The 16,569-nt window shown below is 62.3% G+C and carries 15 protein-coding genes; 12 read left to right on the forward strand and 3 right to left on the reverse strand.

The window, feature by feature from the left end; genetic code table 11:
• Window positions 1–64: 64 nt before the first annotated feature.
• The 6 genes from prlC to HU763_RS00300 all read left to right on the forward strand — a co-directional run bounded on the left by prlC (window position 65) and on the right by HU763_RS00300 (window position 8,394).
• Window positions 65–2,152, forward strand: a complete 2,088-nt coding sequence (prlC, locus tag HU763_RS00275; protein ID WP_186683862.1) for an oligopeptidase A — start codon at window positions 65–67, stop codon at window positions 2,150–2,152.
• Complete coding sequence (locus HU763_RS00280) at window positions 2,149–2,430, forward strand: YheV family putative zinc ribbon protein (protein ID WP_170027626.1); 282 nt, start codon at window positions 2,149–2,151, stop codon at window positions 2,428–2,430. Before prlC ends, HU763_RS00280 begins: the two co-directional genes overlap by 4 nt.
• A gap of 109 nt (window positions 2,431–2,539) precedes the next feature.
• Entirely contained in the window at window positions 2,540–4,534 is a 1,995-nt protein-coding gene (locus HU763_RS00285; protein ID WP_186683861.1) for a M3 family metallopeptidase, read from the forward strand.
• A 77-nt stretch (window positions 4,535–4,611) separates the two neighbouring features.
• On the forward strand, window positions 4,612–5,670 hold the full coding sequence (locus HU763_RS00290; RefSeq protein ID WP_186683860.1) for a PA0069 family radical SAM protein: 1,059 nt from the start codon (window positions 4,612–4,614) through the stop codon (window positions 5,668–5,670).
• Between the two features lie 293 nt (window positions 5,671–5,963).
• On the forward strand, window positions 5,964–6,683 hold the full coding sequence (locus tag HU763_RS00295) for a carbonic anhydrase (protein WP_063912352.1): 720 nt from the start codon (window positions 5,964–5,966) through the stop codon (window positions 6,681–6,683).
• A gap of 193 nt (window positions 6,684–6,876) precedes the next feature.
• Entirely contained in the window at window positions 6,877–8,394 is a 1,518-nt protein-coding gene (locus HU763_RS00300) for a SulP family inorganic anion transporter (protein WP_186683859.1), read from the forward strand.
• 2 nt (window positions 8,395–8,396) lie between these two features.
• Here HU763_RS00300 and HU763_RS00305 read toward each other — a convergent pair whose 3' ends face one another.
• Together HU763_RS00305 and HU763_RS00310 are read right to left on the reverse strand one after the other, a co-directional pair.
• Window positions 8,397–9,485: a hypothetical protein gene (locus HU763_RS00305; RefSeq protein ID WP_225931911.1), complete on the reverse strand. Its 1,089-nt coding sequence runs from the start codon at window positions 9,483–9,485 to the stop codon at window positions 8,397–8,399.
• A gap of 102 nt (window positions 9,486–9,587) precedes the next feature.
• On the reverse strand, window positions 9,588–10,232 hold the full coding sequence (locus HU763_RS00310) for a hypothetical protein (protein WP_170027636.1): 645 nt from the start codon (window positions 10,230–10,232) through the stop codon (window positions 9,588–9,590).
• A gap of 369 nt (window positions 10,233–10,601) precedes the next feature.
• Between HU763_RS00310 and coxB the strand changes: the two genes are divergently transcribed.
• The 4 genes from coxB to HU763_RS00330 are packed head-to-tail and all read left to right on the forward strand — an operon-like array spanning window position 10,602 to window position 14,843.
• Window positions 10,602–11,729, forward strand: coding sequence for a cytochrome c oxidase subunit II (gene coxB / locus HU763_RS00315; protein WP_186683858.1), 1,128 nt, complete (start codon window positions 10,602–10,604; stop codon window positions 11,727–11,729).
• Between the two features lie 43 nt (window positions 11,730–11,772).
• The gene (gene ctaD, locus HU763_RS00320) at window positions 11,773–13,362 is read left to right on the forward strand and encodes a cytochrome c oxidase subunit I (RefSeq protein ID WP_170027640.1); all 1,590 of its coding nucleotides are present in this window, start codon (window positions 11,773–11,775) and stop codon (window positions 13,360–13,362) included.
• 10 nt (window positions 13,363–13,372) lie between these two features.
• Window positions 13,373–13,939: a cytochrome c oxidase assembly protein gene (locus HU763_RS00325; protein ID WP_170027642.1), complete on the forward strand. Its 567-nt coding sequence runs from the start codon at window positions 13,373–13,375 to the stop codon at window positions 13,937–13,939.
• 16 nt (window positions 13,940–13,955) lie between these two features.
• Window positions 13,956–14,843 carry a cytochrome c oxidase subunit 3 gene (locus HU763_RS00330; protein WP_170027644.1) on the forward strand — a complete coding sequence of 296 codons (888 nt, stop codon included), beginning with the start codon at window positions 13,956–13,958 and terminating at the stop codon, window positions 14,841–14,843.
• Window positions 14,844–15,007: 164 nt separating this feature from the next.
• Here the strand turns inward: HU763_RS00330 and HU763_RS00335 are convergent, their stop codons facing one another.
• Window positions 15,008–15,211 carry a twin transmembrane helix small protein gene (locus tag HU763_RS00335; RefSeq protein ID WP_003258925.1) on the reverse strand — a complete coding sequence of 68 codons (204 nt, stop codon included), beginning with the start codon at window positions 15,209–15,211 and terminating at the stop codon, window positions 15,008–15,010.
• 63 nt (window positions 15,212–15,274) lie between these two features.
• Between HU763_RS00335 and HU763_RS00340 the strand changes: the two genes are divergently transcribed.
• Entirely contained in the window at window positions 15,275–16,012 is a 738-nt protein-coding gene (locus HU763_RS00340; protein WP_186690242.1) for an SURF1 family protein, read from the forward strand.
• On the forward strand, window positions 15,981–16,562 hold the full coding sequence (locus HU763_RS00345) for a hypothetical protein (RefSeq protein ID WP_186690240.1): 582 nt from the start codon (window positions 15,981–15,983) through the stop codon (window positions 16,560–16,562). The genes HU763_RS00340 and HU763_RS00345 overlap by 32 nt, the downstream gene beginning before the upstream one ends.
• Window positions 16,563–16,569 lie beyond the last annotated feature (7 nt).

Consider the following 16,569-nt stretch of genomic DNA (forward strand, 5'->3'; position numbering starts at 1 on the left):
TAGCGTCTCTCATCTGTGCCGATAGGCAGGCTGCCTGCTGCGGTCGGCGTCGATTGTAATTAAGATGGGCCAGTGTTTCTTCTGCCAAGGTATCCAAACCGTGAGTGCGAACAACCCGCTTCTGCAGTCCTACGATCTGCCGCCCTTCTCGCAAATCCGTGCCGAACACGTGTTGCCGGCGATCGAAGCGATCCTGGCCGACAACCGTAAAGCCATTGCCGAGATCCTCGAAAAGCAGGGCAAGAACCCTACCTGGGCTGGCCTGGTGCTGGCCATGGACGAATTGAACGATCGCCTGGGCGCCGCCTGGAGCCCGGTCAGCCACCTCAATGCGGTGTGCAACAGCCCCGAGCTGCGTGAGGCCTATGAGTCATGCCTGCCGGCGCTTAGCGCCTACTCTACCGAACTTGGGCAGAACCGAGCGCTGTTCGAAGCCTACCAGGCGCTGATCGACAGCCCGGAGGCTGCCGGCTTCGACGTGGCGCAGAAGACTATCCTCGAGCATGCCCTGCGTGACTTCCGCCTGTCGGGTATCGACCTGCCGGCGGACAAGCAGCAGCGCTACGCCGAAGTGCAGAGCAAGCTCAGCGAGCTGGGCAGCCGCTTCTCCAACCAGTTGCTCGACGCTACCCAAGCCTGGACCAAGCACGTCACCGACGAAGCCGCACTGGCCGGCCTGACCGACTCGGCCAAGGCGCAGATGGCGGCAGCAGCCCAGGCCAAGGGGCTCGACGGCTGGCTGATCACCCTGGAGTTCCCCAGCTACTACGCGGTGATGACCTACGCCGATGACCGCGCCTTGCGCGAAGAGCTGTATGCCGCCTACTGCACCCGTGCCTCGGATCAGGGCCCGAATGCCGGTCAGTTCGACAACGGCCCGGTGATGCAGGAAATCCTCGCCCTGCGCCAGGAGTTGTCCGAACTGCTGGGTTACAAAAATTACGCCGAACTGAGCCTGGCCACCAAGATGGCCGAGTCCAGCGACCAGGTGCTGAGCTTCCTGCGCGACCTGGCCAAGCGTTCCAAGCCGTTCGCCGCACAGGACCTGGCGCAGCTCAAGGCCTATGCCGCCGAGCAGGGCTGCCCCGAGCTGGCCAGCTGGGACGCCGGTTACTTCGGCGAAAAGCTGCGTGAACAGCGCTACAACGTGTCGCAGGAGGCCCTGCGCGCCTACTTCCCGATCGACAAGGTGCTGGGTGGTCTGTTCAGCATCGTTCAGCGCCTGTACGGCATCGAAATTGCCGAACTCAAGGGCTTCGACAGCTGGCACCCGGACGTGCGCCTGTTCGAGATCAAGGAAAACGGCCAGCACATCGGCCGCTTCTTCTTCGACCTGTACGCTCGCGCCAACAAGCGTGGCGGTGCCTGGATGGACGGCGCCCGTGACCGTCGCCGCACGGCCGATGGCCGCCTGCAGAGCCCTGTGGCCAACCTGGTCTGCAATTTTACCCCGGCTGCGCCCGGCAAGCCGGCCTTGCTGACCCATGATGAAGTGACCACGCTGTTCCACGAGTTCGGTCACGGCCTGCACCACTTGCTGACCCGCATCGAGCATGCCGGTGTTTCCGGTATCAATGGCGTGGCCTGGGACGCTGTCGAGCTGCCCAGCCAGTTCATGGAAAACTGGTGCTGGGAACCTGAAGGCCTGGCGCTGATATCCGGCCACTTTGAAACCGGTGCGCCTCTGCCGCAGGACCTGCTGGACAAGATGCTGGCGGCGAAGAACTTCCAGTCGGGCATGATGATGGTGCGCCAGCTGGAGTTCTCGCTGTTCGACTTCGAACTGCACGCCAGCCATGGCGATGGTCGCAGTGTGCTTCAGGTACTCGAAGGCGTACGTGACGAGGTGTCGGTGATGCGCCCGCCGGCGTACAACCGCTTCCCCAACAGCTTTGCGCACATCTTCGCGGGCGGCTATGCAGCCGGCTACTACAGCTACAAGTGGGCCGAAGTGCTGTCTGCCGATGCCTTCTCGCGCTTCGAGGAAGAGGGCGTGCTGAATGCCGAGACCGGTCGCGCCTTCCGCGAGGCGATTCTGGCTCGCGGCGGTTCGCGCGAGCCGATGGTGCTGTTCGTCGACTTCCGTGGCCGTGAACCTTCCATCGATGCCTTGCTGCGCCACAGTGGCCTGAGCGAGGACGCTGCAGCATGAGTGAGGTAGCCGTGAACAAGACCAAGAAGCGCTTCATTGCCGGCGCGGTGTGCCCGGCATGCAGCGAGACCGACAAGTTGATGATGTGGAACGAAGACGGCGTACCGCACCGCGAGTGCGTGGCCTGCGGCTTTACCGACACCCTCAACGAGCAGGGCCTGTCGGTGCCGAAGGAACTCGGCACGCGGGTCAACCAGCTGGCACCGAAAGCGGCGCCCGCCAAGGTTCAGACCGTGCAGTTCTTCCCCAACCCGAAGCTGAAGAAACCGGCTGACTGAAGCCGCAGTGCCGCCCGGGCGCATGCCCGGGTGGTAGATAGTCAGGCCTCGTGCCGCGCAGCAACCCTGCAAGCTCCCCTGCTCCCCACTACGAGCAAGGTGTAGCGTCATGGACAACCCGCTTCTGCAAAATAGCCATATCCCCGTCGATTATTCGGCGATCACCCTGGAAAACATGGCTGCTGCCTTCGCGCATGTGCTGTTGGCACATGAGCAAGGCATCGACCGCATCATCCGCGACCAGAAGGCGATGCCTACCTGGGATGACATGGTGTTGGCGGTGGATGGCCTGGATGCCCAGCTGCTGTCAGTGCTGTACGCCGCTTCACCCCTGGTTGGCCGGGATGATGACTGGGCCAATGCCATTATCGGGTTTTATGGCAGGGTTACGGCACGCTTCGACCAGAAGTTCGCCAACTCTGCGCTGCAGGCGCTGTATGAGCGCCTTGCCAACAGCGATATCGGCAAGCAGCTGGATGCCCGCAAACGCGCGACCTTGCGCTGGCATCTGGACAAGTTCAACGCCAATGGTGCGAAGCTCGACGCCGCCGGCAAGGCGCGCCTGGCCCAACTGCAGGCGCAAATCGGCACTGCACGCGAGGCTTTCCGCGCCAATATCAACCGGCCAGGTTTGAGCATCACCGATGAAACCGAGCTGAGCGGCATCCCGCAGCGGGTGCGCGATGAATGGGCCGAACGCGCGCGGGAAGCAGGGGAGTCGGGCTGGTTGATCGCCTGTGAAAGCGTGGCCACTGATGACGCGCTCAAGTACGCCAGTAACCGCCCGTTACGTGAGCGTGTGTATCGCGCTTACCATGCCCGCGGGGTCAGTGACGAGCCTGGGCAGGATAATCGCTTGCACTTGCAGCAACTGGCGACGTGGCTTGACGAAAAGGCGCGCTTGCTTGGCTTCGCCAGCCATCTGGAGCAAAGCCTGCTGGTGAAGAGTGCGGGCGCGGTGGACGAGGTACGGGGCTTTCTTCGCCACCTGGCGGACCAAGTCCGCCCTGGCATGTTGCAACGGCGCGCGGAAATCGAACGCCGGGCGGCTGCCCAAGGGCTGGCGCCTGTGCAGCCCTGGGACATTGCCTACCTCGAGGCAGGGCACACTGCTGTTCTCACCACCGAAACCCTGCGCGAATACTTCCCGCTCAATGCCGTCGTCACTGCGTTGCAACAGTTGGCGGAGCAGCTGTTGGGCGTAGTGTTGCAGCCCAGGCCGCTGGCCACCTGGGATGACAGCGTGCAGCCGTTCGAAGTGTGGCAGGACAACGCCTTCATCGGTTTCCTCTACCTGGATGCCGTACAGCATGCTGGCAAGCAGCCTGACTCGGTGTTCACCACCTATATACGCAACCGCCGGGTCGATGCCGAAGGGATCTACCAGGCGGCCTCGGTGGTAGTCTTCAGTGACGTGCCGCAAGCGTTGCCGGGTGACCAGCCGTTGCTCGACCACCTGTCGCTTCGCAAGCTGTTCCATGAGTTCGGCCACGCCCTGCACCATTTGCTGGTGCGCACGACCAATCATGTGATGTCCAACGTTACCGAACTCGGTACCGATGGCGTGGAACTGGTCGGCAAGTTGTTCGAGCGCTGGGTCTGGGACGCGGATTACCTGGTGGCGATCTCGTCGCACCAGCTGGATGGCAGGCCGCTTGACCGTGCGCGGGTCGGTGAATGTCTGTATCGCTTGCGCCAGCAAGGCGTGGAAGAGATTGCGCGTGATCTGAGCCTGGCGCTGTTCGATCTGGACCTGCATGCCACGCCAAACGACGGCAGGACGCTCGAGCAACGCCTGGAGCAGGCTCGCGAGCGTTGCGGTTATTGGCCCCTGGCAGGCTTCGAGCACCCGGCGCATGCCTTCGACCACCTGGTGAATGGCTACGATGCAGGCTATTACGCGTACCTGTGGTCGGATGTGCACGCCTTCGACCTGTTCACCCGCTTTGAAGCGGCAGGGCTGCTGGACCGGGCGACTGGCCGTGAACTGCAGGAGGCGCTGTTCGCGCCAGGGGCATCGCGGCCATTGCGCGAAGGCATCGAGGCATTCCTTGGCCGACAGGCGAGCCCTACGGCATTCCTGCGCTGGCATGGTTTGGCGTGAAGGTGTGCTGACCAGAGGTGCTGGAAAGATCGTGGCGCACCCTTTACTGTGTATGGATACAGTGTCGAGGTAGGGCCATGATTCATCCAGCACCGCCAAAGGGCCGTGGTACGGCGCACAATCCGTATAACCGTTTCGCCCCGAGCCATTCGGTGGCGGAGGATGACGGCTGGTACCAGGAGGTGCCGCAAACCCAGGGCACCGAGGTGCGGGTCGAGATGGCCAAGTCGGTAATCAGCCGCAATACCTCGCCCGACCTGCCCTTCGACCGTTCGATCAATCCTTACCGCGGTTGCGAGCATGGCTGCATCTACTGCTACGCCCGTCCTTCGCATGCTTACTGGGACCTTTCCCCCGGCCTGGATTTCGAGACCAAGCTGATCGCCAAGACCAACGCTGCCGAGGTGCTGGCGCAACAACTGAGCAAGCCGGGTTATGTCTGCGCGCCGATCAACCTGGGCTCCAATACCGACCCATACCAGCCAATCGAGCGGGAACAGATGTTGACCCGTCGCCTGCTCGAAGTGCTGCTGCGCTTTCGCCACCCGGTGACCATCGTCACCAAAGGCGCGCTGGTCTTGCGCGACCTCGACCTGCTGGCCGAAATGGCCAGCCAGCGCCTGGCACGGGTGATGATCAGCCTGACAACCCTGGACGATGGCCTCAAGCGGGTGCTCGAGCCGCGTGCGGCCTCGCCCAAGGCAAGGTTGCGTGCCATTCGCGTATTGCGCGAGGCCGGCGTGCCGGTAGGTGTGCTGTGTTCACCGATGATTCCGATGATCAACGACAGTGAGTTGGAGCACCTGCTCGAAGCGGCCCGGGAGGCCGGTGCACAGAGTGCGGCCTACATGATGCTGCGGCTGCCGCTGGAGGTGGCGCCGTTGTTCGAACAGTGGCTGCAGGACCATTACCCGCAACGGGCGGCACACGTCCTGAGCCTGATCCGTCAGAGCCGTGGTGGTGAGCTGTATGACAGCCGGTTTGGTGCGCGCATGCGCGGTGAAGGGGTGTTCGCTGATTTACTGGCGCAGCGGTTCGCCAAGGCCATGAAACGGCTGGACTTCGAGGGACGGGAAGCGCAGGCGCTGGATTGCTCGGCGTTCTGCCCGCCCGGTGGACAGATGGCACTGTTCTAGTGGGAAAAGCGCACGTTGCAAACCCTCAGTGAGACTCATGCAAGCAAATAATTGTGGTAATGGCTCTTGGCAGTTGATGGTTTTTTGCTATTATTCAATTCCCGCCTCTTTGTTCTGGAACGGCCGTTCTAGAGCTGTCGAATTAAGTTTCAGTTAAGTTTTCCCCGCTAGCGTAGCAAATCAGTTTGCAGCGACTGTGATCTATGGCCCATGCGCGTCATCTAAAACCCTGCATAGCCAAAATCTTTCACCGGTAAAATGGATTTACCTACACACCGTCAAGAGGATGAATCATGCCCATCAAGGACCCATCCAAGGTTGTTCCGCAGGTCCCCGCGGAGAGCGCCGATGCCGCCCTTAAGCACATCGTCGACGGCTTCCTGCGTTTTCACCATGACGTTTTCCCCGAGCAGCAAGAGCTATTCAAGAAGCTCGCCACCGCGCAAACCCCACGTGCCATGTTCATCACCTGCGCCGACTCGCGCATCGTTCCCGAGCTTATCACCCAGAGTTCGCCAGGCGACCTGTTCGTGACCCGTAACGTCGGTAACGTAGTACCGCCTTATGGCCAGATGAATGGCGGCGTTTCCAGCGCTATCGAGTACGCGGTGCTGGCGTTGAAAGTGCACCACATCATCGTCTGTGGCCACTCTGACTGCGGCGCAATGCGTGCAGTGCTCAACCCGCAATCGCTGACCAAGATGCCGACCGTTTCCGCCTGGCTGCGCCACGCCGAAGTGGCCCGCACCGTGGTCGAGAACAACTGTTCGTGCGGTAGCGAACACGAAACGATGCAAGTGCTGACCAAGGAAAACGTCATCGCTCAGTTGCATCACCTGCGCACTCACCCTTCGGTGGCTTCGCGCCTGGCAGCCGGTGAGCTGTTTATCCATGGCTGGGTCTACGACATCGAGACCAGCAAGATCGAAGCCTACGACGCTGCCAGCGACAGCTTCCTGCCGCTTGCCGCTGGCGAGCCGGTCCCCTGCGCTACTCCGAGAGGCCGCTACTAAGCGACCCATCCACCCGCTGGAACCTTGATAGCCGGCTGCACCCTGCTGGGGTGTGGCGCGGCTTTCGGCTGCCCTGAATTCCCTGACTGCCCTGCCGGCATGCCTGCTGGCGGCCCGCGCCTGCGCGCTTGTCAGGGGCAAACGTGCCCATGGCCAGGGGAATGGCTGTGTGACAGAGAAAGGAGAAACAACGGTGAACATTACACAGTTGAAAGCGGCCCTGCCGCGTGAGTTGCTGGCGTCGGTGGTGGTCTTCCTGGTAGCCCTGCCGTTATGCATGGGTATTGCAATCGCTTCGGGGATGCCGCCGGCCAAAGGCCTGATTACCGGCATCATCGGCGGCATCGTCGTGGGTTTCCTCGCTGGCTCGCCGCTGCAGGTGAGTGGCCCGGCCGCTGGCCTGGCCGTGCTGGTGTTCGAACTGGTGCGCCAGCATGGCATGGCCATGCTCGGGCCGATCTTGCTGCTGGCTGGCCTGCTGCAATTGCTGGCCGGGCGCCTGCGCCTGGGGTGCTGGTTCCGTGTCACCGCCCCGGCGGTTGTTTACGGCATGCTCGCAGGTATCGGTGTGCTGATCGTGCTGTCCCAGGTGCATGTGATGTTCGACACAACACCGCAGCCTTCGGGCCTGCAGAACCTGGTGGAATTTCCTTCGACCGTGGCGGCTGCCCTGCCGGTGGAGAATGCGGGCTCTGGTTGGCAAGCCGGTGCACTCGGGCTGGGTACCATCGCCATCATGTGGGGGTGGGAGCGCTTGCGGCCGCGCAAGCTGCGTTTCGTTCCCGGTGCCTTGTTGGGCGTGGCAGCGATGACGGTTATCGCCATGTGGCTGGCACTGCCGGTGAACCGGGTACAGGTGCCGACGGACCTGACCGAAGCCATCGACTGGATCCGCCCCGATGACCTCATGAAGCTGGCCGATCCGTCCCTGCTGGTGGCCGCTTTCGCATTGGCCTTCATCGCCAGCGCCGAAACCTTGTTGTCCGCCGCTGCGGTGGATCGCATGCATAGCGGGCAACGTTCAGACTTCGACCGTGAGCTCTCGGCACAAGGGATTGGCAACATGCTTTGCGGGTTGCTGGGCGCGCTGCCAATGACTGGCGTCATCGTACGCAGCTCGGCCAACGTACAGGCAGGTGCACAAACACGGGCTTCGGCCATTCTGCATGGCGCATGGTTGTTGGCGTTCGTCGTGGCTCTGGGCAGCGTGCTGCAGCAGATTCCGGTGGCGAGCCTGGCGGGCGTGCTGGTGTACACCGGCGTGAAGCTGGTCGACTTCAAGGCCCTGCGCGGCCTGAGCCGCTACGGCAGGATGCCGATGTTCACCTATGTGGCAACAGCCGTGACGATCATCTTTACCGACCTGTTGACCGGGGTGTTGCTGGGCTTTGCCCTGACGCTGCTGAAGCTGGCCTTCAAGGCGGCACGCCTGAAGATCAGCCTCGCCCAGCTCGAGACCAGCGGCCATATGGAGTTACGCCTGAGCGGTGCGGCAACCTTCCTCAAGGTACCTGCCCTGACCCAGGTACTCGATAGCGTGCCTGCGGGGACTACGTTGCATGTGCCGCTGGCCAACCTGACCTACATCGACCACTCCTGCCTGGAGCTGCTGGAGGACTGGAGCAGAACCAGTGGCTCGATCCTGCGCATTGAACAACGAGGGCTCAAGCGCAGGGTGGAGGGACGTCTGCGAAGCGTGGCGGGTGCCTGAGGTCAGTTCTTCACCTCGATCATCTCTGGTGAACCCGGCCAGGTACCGGTCAGGTTGACCGTACGGGTGCCACCCAGCCACTCGGTGGCGGGGGTGTTCCACTTCAGCGATTTGCGGGTATTGGCGCCGATGTTGACGAATTCCGCTGTCAGCACCATCTCGGTGGCTGTCAGCGGGATATCGCCAAAGCTCGCCGAGCTACCGCCGATTACGGTGCTGGAATGTTCCACAGGGCCAGAGGGCGTCTGGTAGGCGAGTGTGACTTTGGTGACGTAGGTAGTCAGAGACGAGGCCTTGCTGTCGACATGCAGGTTCAATACGCCGATCTTGCCGACCCAGCTCGGAATCAACACCCGGCTGCCTGCGTACGATGCGAAGTAATAGGCCACAGGCAGGGGGGCTGTTGCCACTTCACCGCTTTTGGCCGGCAGGGTGTGTGTCTCGACTTCACTTGAGTTGCTGGTGAACAGGTAGCTCGCCTTGCCGTTGCCCGAAATGCCCTCTTCACCGAGCAACCGGTTCAGGCCAGTCGCGCTGCCGGCAACGGTGAAGCTTGCCTTGCTCTTCTTTGACACCGCATTCAGGCCACTGCTGGCGTAGACCACCGAGGTGACGACGCCAAAACCTTCCGATATACCGGCGCTGGTTGCCATGTTCACCTTGCGTGCCTGGGCAAGCAGCCATTCGTACTGATCGTCCAGCACGCAAAGGTTGCAGATGCTGTGCTCACCGGCGATGGCAAACTCGGAGGTAATGGCATTTTCCTTGTCGAAGGTCCACTCCAGTGCGGCATCCGGTTTGACCTCGACCCCCGTGCCCGGATCGAGGATCACTCCCTGCCCTTTGGCGCTGACGCTCCTGCAGGTCACGCCACTGGACTTGAAGTCCCACTTGCGGCTCTGCAGATTCTTGCTGACCTCGACGCCGGGCAGGGCATCGGCGACCAGCTTGAAGTCGCCGGAATCGGAATCGACGATGCCGACGGCGCCAGGCTTGATCGATGGGTTGAGGCCCCAGTTGCCCCATATCGTGCCATAGGTACCACGCAGCAGGTCCGTGAACATTCGGTTTCTTCTGATCGTCATTGTCATCACCTTGAAATAGTAAAGCGCCGCCTTCAGACGGCGGGATGACAGTAGCGATGAGCCCGAATGGGCAGCAGAAGGACCGCCTTCCCCGGACGGTCGTGCGGGTCAGGCGCCTGTCTGGCCGAACGCCACGTTCAACTGACGGGACAGGCACGGCCAGCGCTTCCAGGCCGCGCCTGTCTGCGGGCTGCTCAGGGCTGCGCGATAGGCTTCCACCGATTCGCTGGCGAAGCTCTCGTCGTCGAGCATCTGATCCACCGAATGATGCACCACCTCATCCAGCTGGTTGGCGAAGGTTTCACCAATCAACTGGTGGGCGACCAGGTTGGCCACGGTGGTATCCACAGGTATCAGCGGTTGCTTGAAATGGCGGATGTACAGGTCGTTGACCTCCTCCACCAGGCGGTGAGCCAGGTAGGCTTCATCCAGCAGGCAATCCAGCCCCACATGCCCTTGCACCATGCTTGGCGGCTGCAGGAAATAAGCCTCGGCAATCTTCAGTACAGGGGTGATCTGCGATTCGATACCGGCTTCACGGGCGACCTCGTGTGCCGCCTCCAGCAATTCCGGTACCTGGTCGATGTAGGCTCTGACGAAGCGCGCCAAAGTACCCTGGGCGTCCTGCTCAGGCAGTTGGATCGAGGGATGCAGGTGGGGCAGTTGTATCTCGAGACGCTTTTTCAGCTGGCCGGTACGGCTTTCGTGATCGTGGGCTTGGCTAATCTGCTCGCGTACAGCAGCGATGTTCATGACAACTCCAGGGACGTTACGTTTCAAACGGAAGACACTAAATTAGCTCGGTATACAGAATACCTAAGACGCATTTGTTATAAGTGGCGCGACGCTGTGCATGCTCCGGCATATCGAAATGCCATTATCGCGCCATGCCCCGTCAAGTGCGCGGTTTTCCGGGGTGATCGGGCATTTCATGAAGTTCATTTCACGGGTGTCGTTGCGTGCCATTGGTCGCTGTCTATACTCCCGGTGAACGTGATTCGTTGATGAGGCCCAACTGCTTTTAGCAGGGGCTCGGTCGTCGAAGCCAGCAGTCTTGACCGCCGTTCCCTCTTGCCGCAGGCCACGCCTCCGGGACAACAAGAACGAGAAGGGGAACCCGCAATGATGCGACATCCACATGTCTGGATGGGCCTCCTGTTGTGGTCGGTTTTTGCTCAGGCCAACGCTGCCTGGACCGTGAACATGCACCCAGGGGCGACGGAAGTCTCCAACGCCGTCTTCGACCTGCACATGACCATCTTCTGGATCTGCGTGATCATCGGCGTGGTTGTGTTTGGCGCGATGTTCTGGTCGATGGTCATCCACCGCCGCTCCACCGGCCAGCAGGCTGCGCATTTCCACGAGCATACCTGGGTGGAAATCCTCTGGACCGTAGTCCCTTTCCTGATTCTGGTGGCGATGGCCATACCGGCCACCAAGACCCTGATCAACATCTACGACGCCAGTGAGCCGGACATCGACATCCAGGTCACCGGCTACCAGTGGAAGTGGCACTACAAATACCTTGGCCAGGACGTGGAGTTCTTCAGCAACCTGGCCACCCCTGCCGACCAGATCCATAACCAAGCACCCAAGGACGAGCACTACCTGCTCGAAGTCGACCAGCCGCTGGTACTGCCGGTCGGCGCCAAGGTGCGCTTCCTGGTCACCGCTGCCGACGTCATTCACTCCTGGTGGGTGCCGGCGTTTGCGGTCAAGCGTGATGCCATCCCCGGTTTCGTCAACGAAGCCTGGACTCGCATCGACAAGCCCGGCATCTACCGTGGCCAGTGCACCGAACTGTGCGGCAAGGATCACGGCTTCATGCCGGTGGTGGTCGAGGTCAAGTCCAAGGCCGATTACGACACCTGGCTCGGCGAGCGCAAGGCCGAAGCCGCCAAGCTCAAGGAACTGACCAGCAAGGAATGGACCCTGCAGGAGCTGGTGGAGCGCGGCGACAAGATCTACCACACCACCTGCGTAGCCTGTCACCAGGCCGAAGGCCAGGGCCTGCCGCCGATGTTCCCGGCGCTCAAGGGCTCGAAGATCGCTACCGGGCCCAAGGAGGCCCACCTGGGCATCGTCTTCCATGGCAAGCCGGGTACCGCCATGGCGGCGTTCGGCAAGCAGCTGTCGGAGGTCGATATCGCCGCCGTGGTCACCTACGAGCGCAACGCCTGGGGCAACAACAAGGGCGACATGGTCACGCCGAAGGACGTGCTGGCGCTGAAGCAGGCAGAAGCGCAATGAACCGGGTTACTCGCGGCAATCAGCGGATTGCAGGAGGCAGGACATGAGTGCAGTGATCGACGACCACGCCCACGGCCATGAGCATGCACACGGGCCGGCCAAGGGCCTGATGCGCTGGGTGCTGACCACCAACCACAAGGACATCGGCACGATGTACCTGTGGTTCAGCTTCATCATGTTCCTGCTCGGTGGCTCGTTCGCCATGGTGATCCGCGCCGAGCTGTTCCAGCCCGGGTTGCAGATCGTGGAGCCGGCGTTCTTCAACCAGATGACCACCATGCACGGCCTGATCATGGTGTTCGGCGCGGTGATGCCGGCCTTCGTCGGCCTGGCCAACTGGATGATCCCGCTGATGATCGGCGCACCCGACATGGCCCTGCCGCGGATGAACAACTTCAGCTTCTGGCTGCTGCCGGCGGCCTTCCTGCTGCTGGTCTCGACCTTGTTCAGCCCGGGCGGCGGGCCGAATTTCGGCTGGACCTTCTATGCCCCGCTGTCCACCACCTATGCCCCGGCCAGTGTCACCTTCTTCATCTTCGCCATCCACCTGATGGGTATCAGCTCGATCATGGGCGCGATCAACGTGATCGCCACCATCCTCAACCTGCGTGCCCCGGGCATGACCCTGATGAAGATGCCATTGTTCGTCTGGACCTGGCTGATCACCGCGTTCCTGCTGATTGCCGTGATGCCGGTACTGGCTGGCGTAGTGACCATGATGCTGATGGACATTCATTTCGGCACCAGCTTCTTCAGTGCCGCCGGTGGCGGTGACCCGGTGCTGTTCCAGCACGTGTTCTGGTTCTTCGGTCACCCCGAGGTGTACATCATGATCCTGCCGGCCTTCGGCGCGGTCAGTTCGATCATCCCGGCGTTCTCGCGCAAGCCGCTGTTCGGTTACACCTCCATGGTGTACGCCACCGGCGCAATCGCCTTCCTGTCGTTCATCGTCTGGGCCCACCACATGTTCGTGGTCGGCATCCCGGTGGTCGGCGAGCTGTTCTTCATGTACGCCACCATGCTGATCGCCGTCCCCACCGGGGTAAAGGTGTTCAACTGGGTCAGCACCATGTGGGAGGGCTCGCTCACCTTCGAGACCCCGATGCTGTTCGCCATCGCCTTCGTCATCCTGTTCACCATCGGCGGCTTCAGTGGCTTGATGCTGGCCATCGCGCCGGCCGACTTCCAGTACCACGACACCTACTTCGTGGTGGCGCACTTCCACTACGTGCTGGTGCCCGGGGCCATCTTCGGGATCTTCGCCTCGGCCTACTACTGGCTGCCGAAATGGACCGGCCACATGTACGACGAAACCCTCGGCAAGCTGCACTTCTGGCTGTCTTTCGTGGGCATGAACATGGCGTTCTTCCCCATGCACTTCGTCGGCTTGGCCGGCATGCCGCGGCGGATCCCCGACTACAACCTGCAGTTCGCCGACTTCAACATGGTGTCCTCGATCGGTGCCTTCATGTTCGGTGCCACGCAGGTGTTCTTCCTGTTCATCGTCATCAAGTGCATCCGCGGTGGTGCGCCAGCGCCGGCCAAGCCTTGGGATGGCGCCGAGGGCCTGGAATGGTCGATCCCCTCGCCTGCGCCCTACCACACCTTCCAGACACCACCGGAAGTGAAATAGGAACGCTGCCATGAATGGCCTGTCGTTGAAACGCCTGGTATTGCGCCTGCTGATGCTGACGGTGGTGATGTTCGCCTTCGGTTTCGCCCTGGTGCCGATCTACGACGTGATGTGCAAGGCCTTCGGCATCAATGGCAAGACCGGCGGGCAGTATGAAGGCAGCCAGCTTGCCGACCCGACGCGTTCGGTGCGGGTGCAGTTCATGTCGACCAATGCCAGCGACATGGTCTGGGACTTCTACTCCACGGCCGATCAGCTGGAGGTCAACCCGGGAGCGGTGAACCAGATGATTTTCGTCGCCCACAACCCGACCGACCGGCCAATGAGTGCCCAGGCCATCCCCAGCATCACCCCGGCCGAGGCCGCGGCGTACTTCCACAAGACCGAGTGCTTCTGCTTTACCCAGCAGGTGCTGCAGCCCGGCGAACGCATCGAGATGCCAGTGCGCTTCATCGTCGACCGCGACCTGCCGGCCAGCGTGAAGCACCTGACACTGGCCTACACCTTGTTCGACATCACCGCTCGCCACCCGCCGGTCGCGCACGTTGCGGCCCAAGACGTCCAGGGCGCCCGTTAAGGGAAGGAGAACAGCAATGGCAAGTCACCAGCACTACTACGTCCCGGCGCAGAGCAAATGGCCAATCATCGCCACCATCGGCATGTTCATCACGGTGTTCGGCCTGGGGACCTGGTTCAACGACATGAAGGCCGGCCACCCCGAGTCGCACGGGCCGCTGATCTTCTTCGTTGGTGCATTGTTCCTGGCCTACATGCTGTTTGGCTGGTTCGGCTCGGTGGTGCGGGAGAGCCGCGCGGGGCTGTACAGCCCGCAGCTGGACCGTTCGTTCCGCTGGGGCATGAGCTGGTTCATCTTTTCCGAGGTGATGTTCTTCCTGGCATTCTTCGGTGCGCTGTTCTACGTGCGCGTGCTGGCCGGGCCGTGGTTGGGGGGTGAAGGGGCCAAAGGGGTGGCGCACATGCTGTGGCCATCCTTCGAATTCACCTGGCCGCTGCTGCACACGCCGGACCCGAAACTGTTCCCGCCGCCCAAGGAAGTGATCGATCCGTGGCACCTGCCGCTGATCAACACCATCCTGCTGGTGAGCTCCAGCGTGACCATCACCATTGCCCACCATGCGCTGCGCCGTGACCACCGCGGTGCGCTGAAATTGTGGATGGCGCTGACCATCGTCCTGGGGGCCAGCTTCATTGCGCTGCAGGCCTACGAGTACCACGAGGCCTACACCAAGCTGGGGCTGACGCTGGGCTCGGGGATCTATGGCGCGACGTTCTTCATGCTGACCGGCTTCCACGGGGCCCACGTGACACTTGGCACGATCATCCTGATCGTGATGTTCCTGCGCATCCTGCGCGGGCACTTCAACCCGGACAAACACTTTGGTTTCGAGGCCGCCAGCTGGTACTGGCACTTCGTCGACGTGGTGTGGGTGGGGCTGTTCATCTTTGTGTACGTGCTTTGACAAACGGCGCGGTCCCTGTAGGAGCGGCCTTGCGTCGCGATGGGCCGCGTAGCGGCCCCAATCCTGCGACCGCCGATACCTCTGATAGGCCGCATTGGCTGCCTTTGGGGCCGCTACGCGGCCCATCGCGACGCAAGGCCGCTCCTACAAGGTGTCTCGTAGGATCAGAAGGGGGCGTGAGAAACCAGCTGGCCACTGATGAAGCCCCAAGCGACCAGGCCGATGGTCAGGGCTGCCAGGGTCACCCGCACGGTCAGCGCCTTCAACAAGCGGGTCGAGTTTTCGTCGTCCTTGACCAGAAACACCAGCCCACTGAACAGGCTGGCAATCGTGGCCAACAGCATCAGGACAATCGCGGCCTTGAGCATGGCGATACTCCGGGGGGATGCGGTGATGTGGACAAGTATAGCGAGCGACCTGGCGAGGCACCGATGAGGCCGTTTCGCCCGGGCTGGGTACCCACCCTGGTGGTGCTTGCGCTACTGCCGGGGCTGATCGCGCTGGGCTGCTGGCAGCTCGGCCGCGCCACGGAAAAGCGCACGCTGCTGGCCACCTATGCCGAGCGCCGGGCCGAGGCGCCCCAGGCCATGGCCCAGTTGACCGCGGACCAGGACAACGCCTTCCGCCGCGTGCACCTGTATGGCCGCTTCGATGGCGAACACAGCTTGCTGCTGGACAACCGTCTGCGCGATGGCCAGGCCGGTGTCGAGTTATTGCAACCCTTTCATGACCAGGCCAGCGGCCTGTGGCTGCTGGTCAATCGCGGCTGGCTGCCATGGCCTGATCGCCGCGTGCCGGTGCACTTCGATACGCCGGCCCAGGCGTTGGCGCTGGACGCCTCGGTGTATGTCACGCCCGGCAGCTCGTTCCAGTTGCACCCCGACCCAACAGGCGGGCAATGGCCGCATTTGCTGACTGCCGTTGATGCCGCACAGCTATGGCAGCAACTCGACCGCGAAGGCTTCGCCCACGAACTGCGCCTGGAACGCGGCCCGGCAGCCTATTGCCTGGACTGGCCGGTTGTCGCCATGGGCCCGGAAAAACACCTGGGGTACGCCGTGCAGTGGTTCGCCCTCGCGGCTGCGCTGGTGCTGCTCTACCTCTACTTCGGCTGGCACCACAACAAGGAGAAACGCCATGGCCACCGCCACTCCACTGGACGTGCCTGAACGCAGCAAACCCAGAGCCCGTGGGCGTTTGCAGCTGATCCTGATCCTCCTGGTGGTGCTCGGGCCGATGATCCTCGCCACCAGCATGTACAAGCTCAAGTTCTGGGTACCGGAGGGTCGCAGCTACCACGGCGAGATGATTGGCAATGGTGAGAGCCGTGCCGATCTTGGCGTGGCGGGCCAGGACGAGCGCTGGCAGCTGCTGGTGAGTGCCCCCGCCGCCTGTGCCGACGATTGCCAGCGCCTGGTGTACCTGGCCCGGCAGATCCAGGTGGGCCTGGGCCGTGACGCCAGCCGTGCCAGCCATGCGCTGGCCAGCGCGCAGCCGCTGAGCGCCGACTACCAGGCGCTGCTTGGCCGCGAGTACCCGCAGTTGCAGCGTTACCCACTGAATGCGCAACGCTACCTGCAGAAGGTCGGCGAGGCCGGCCCGCAGCTGTGGATCATCGACCCGCACGGCAACCTGGTGCTGCGCTACGACGCCAAGGTCAACGGCAAGCATGTGCTGGACGACCTGCGCCACCTGCTCAAGCTGTCCAATATTGGCTAGGAGCCTG

The sequence above is a fragment of the Pseudomonas anuradhapurensis genome, from assembly GCF_014269225.2.
In the GTDB taxonomy this organism is placed as follows: Bacteria; Pseudomonadota; Gammaproteobacteria; order Pseudomonadales; family Pseudomonadaceae; genus Aquipseudomonas; species Aquipseudomonas anuradhapurensis.

Excerpts from the sequence above, each read along its gene's own strand:
- prlC (WP_186683862.1), top strand. The coding sequence starts at position 65 with ATGGGCCAGTGTTTCTTCTGCCAAGGTATCCAAACCGTGAGTGCGAAC.
- HU763_RS00280 (WP_170027626.1), top strand. The coding sequence starts at position 2,149 with ATGAGTGAGGTAGCCGTGAACAAGACCAAGAAGCGCTTCATTGCCGGC.
- HU763_RS00285 (WP_186683861.1), top strand. The coding sequence starts at position 2,540 with ATGGACAACCCGCTTCTGCAAAATAGCCATATCCCCGTCGATTATTCG.
- HU763_RS00290 (WP_186683860.1), top strand. The coding sequence starts at position 4,612 with ATGATTCATCCAGCACCGCCAAAGGGCCGTGGTACGGCGCACAATCCG.
- HU763_RS00295 (WP_063912352.1), top strand. The coding sequence starts at position 5,964 with ATGCCCATCAAGGACCCATCCAAGGTTGTTCCGCAGGTCCCCGCGGAG.
- HU763_RS00305 (WP_225931911.1), bottom strand. The coding sequence starts at position 9,485 with ATGACAATGACGATCAGAAGAAACCGAATGTTCACGGACCTGCTGCGT.
- HU763_RS00310 (WP_170027636.1), bottom strand. The coding sequence starts at position 10,232 with ATGAACATCGCTGCTGTACGCGAGCAGATTAGCCAAGCCCACGATCAC.
- coxB (WP_186683858.1), top strand. The coding sequence starts at position 10,602 with ATGATGCGACATCCACATGTCTGGATGGGCCTCCTGTTGTGGTCGGTT.
- ctaD (WP_170027640.1), top strand. The coding sequence starts at position 11,773 with ATGAGTGCAGTGATCGACGACCACGCCCACGGCCATGAGCATGCACAC.
- HU763_RS00325 (WP_170027642.1), top strand. The coding sequence starts at position 13,373 with ATGAATGGCCTGTCGTTGAAACGCCTGGTATTGCGCCTGCTGATGCTG.
- HU763_RS00330 (WP_170027644.1), top strand. The coding sequence starts at position 13,956 with ATGGCAAGTCACCAGCACTACTACGTCCCGGCGCAGAGCAAATGGCCA.
- HU763_RS00335 (WP_003258925.1), bottom strand. The coding sequence starts at position 15,211 with ATGCTCAAGGCCGCGATTGTCCTGATGCTGTTGGCCACGATTGCCAGC.
- HU763_RS00340 (WP_186690242.1), top strand. The coding sequence starts at position 15,275 with ATGAGGCCGTTTCGCCCGGGCTGGGTACCCACCCTGGTGGTGCTTGCG.
- HU763_RS00345 (WP_186690240.1), top strand. The coding sequence starts at position 15,981 with ATGGCCACCGCCACTCCACTGGACGTGCCTGAACGCAGCAAACCCAGA.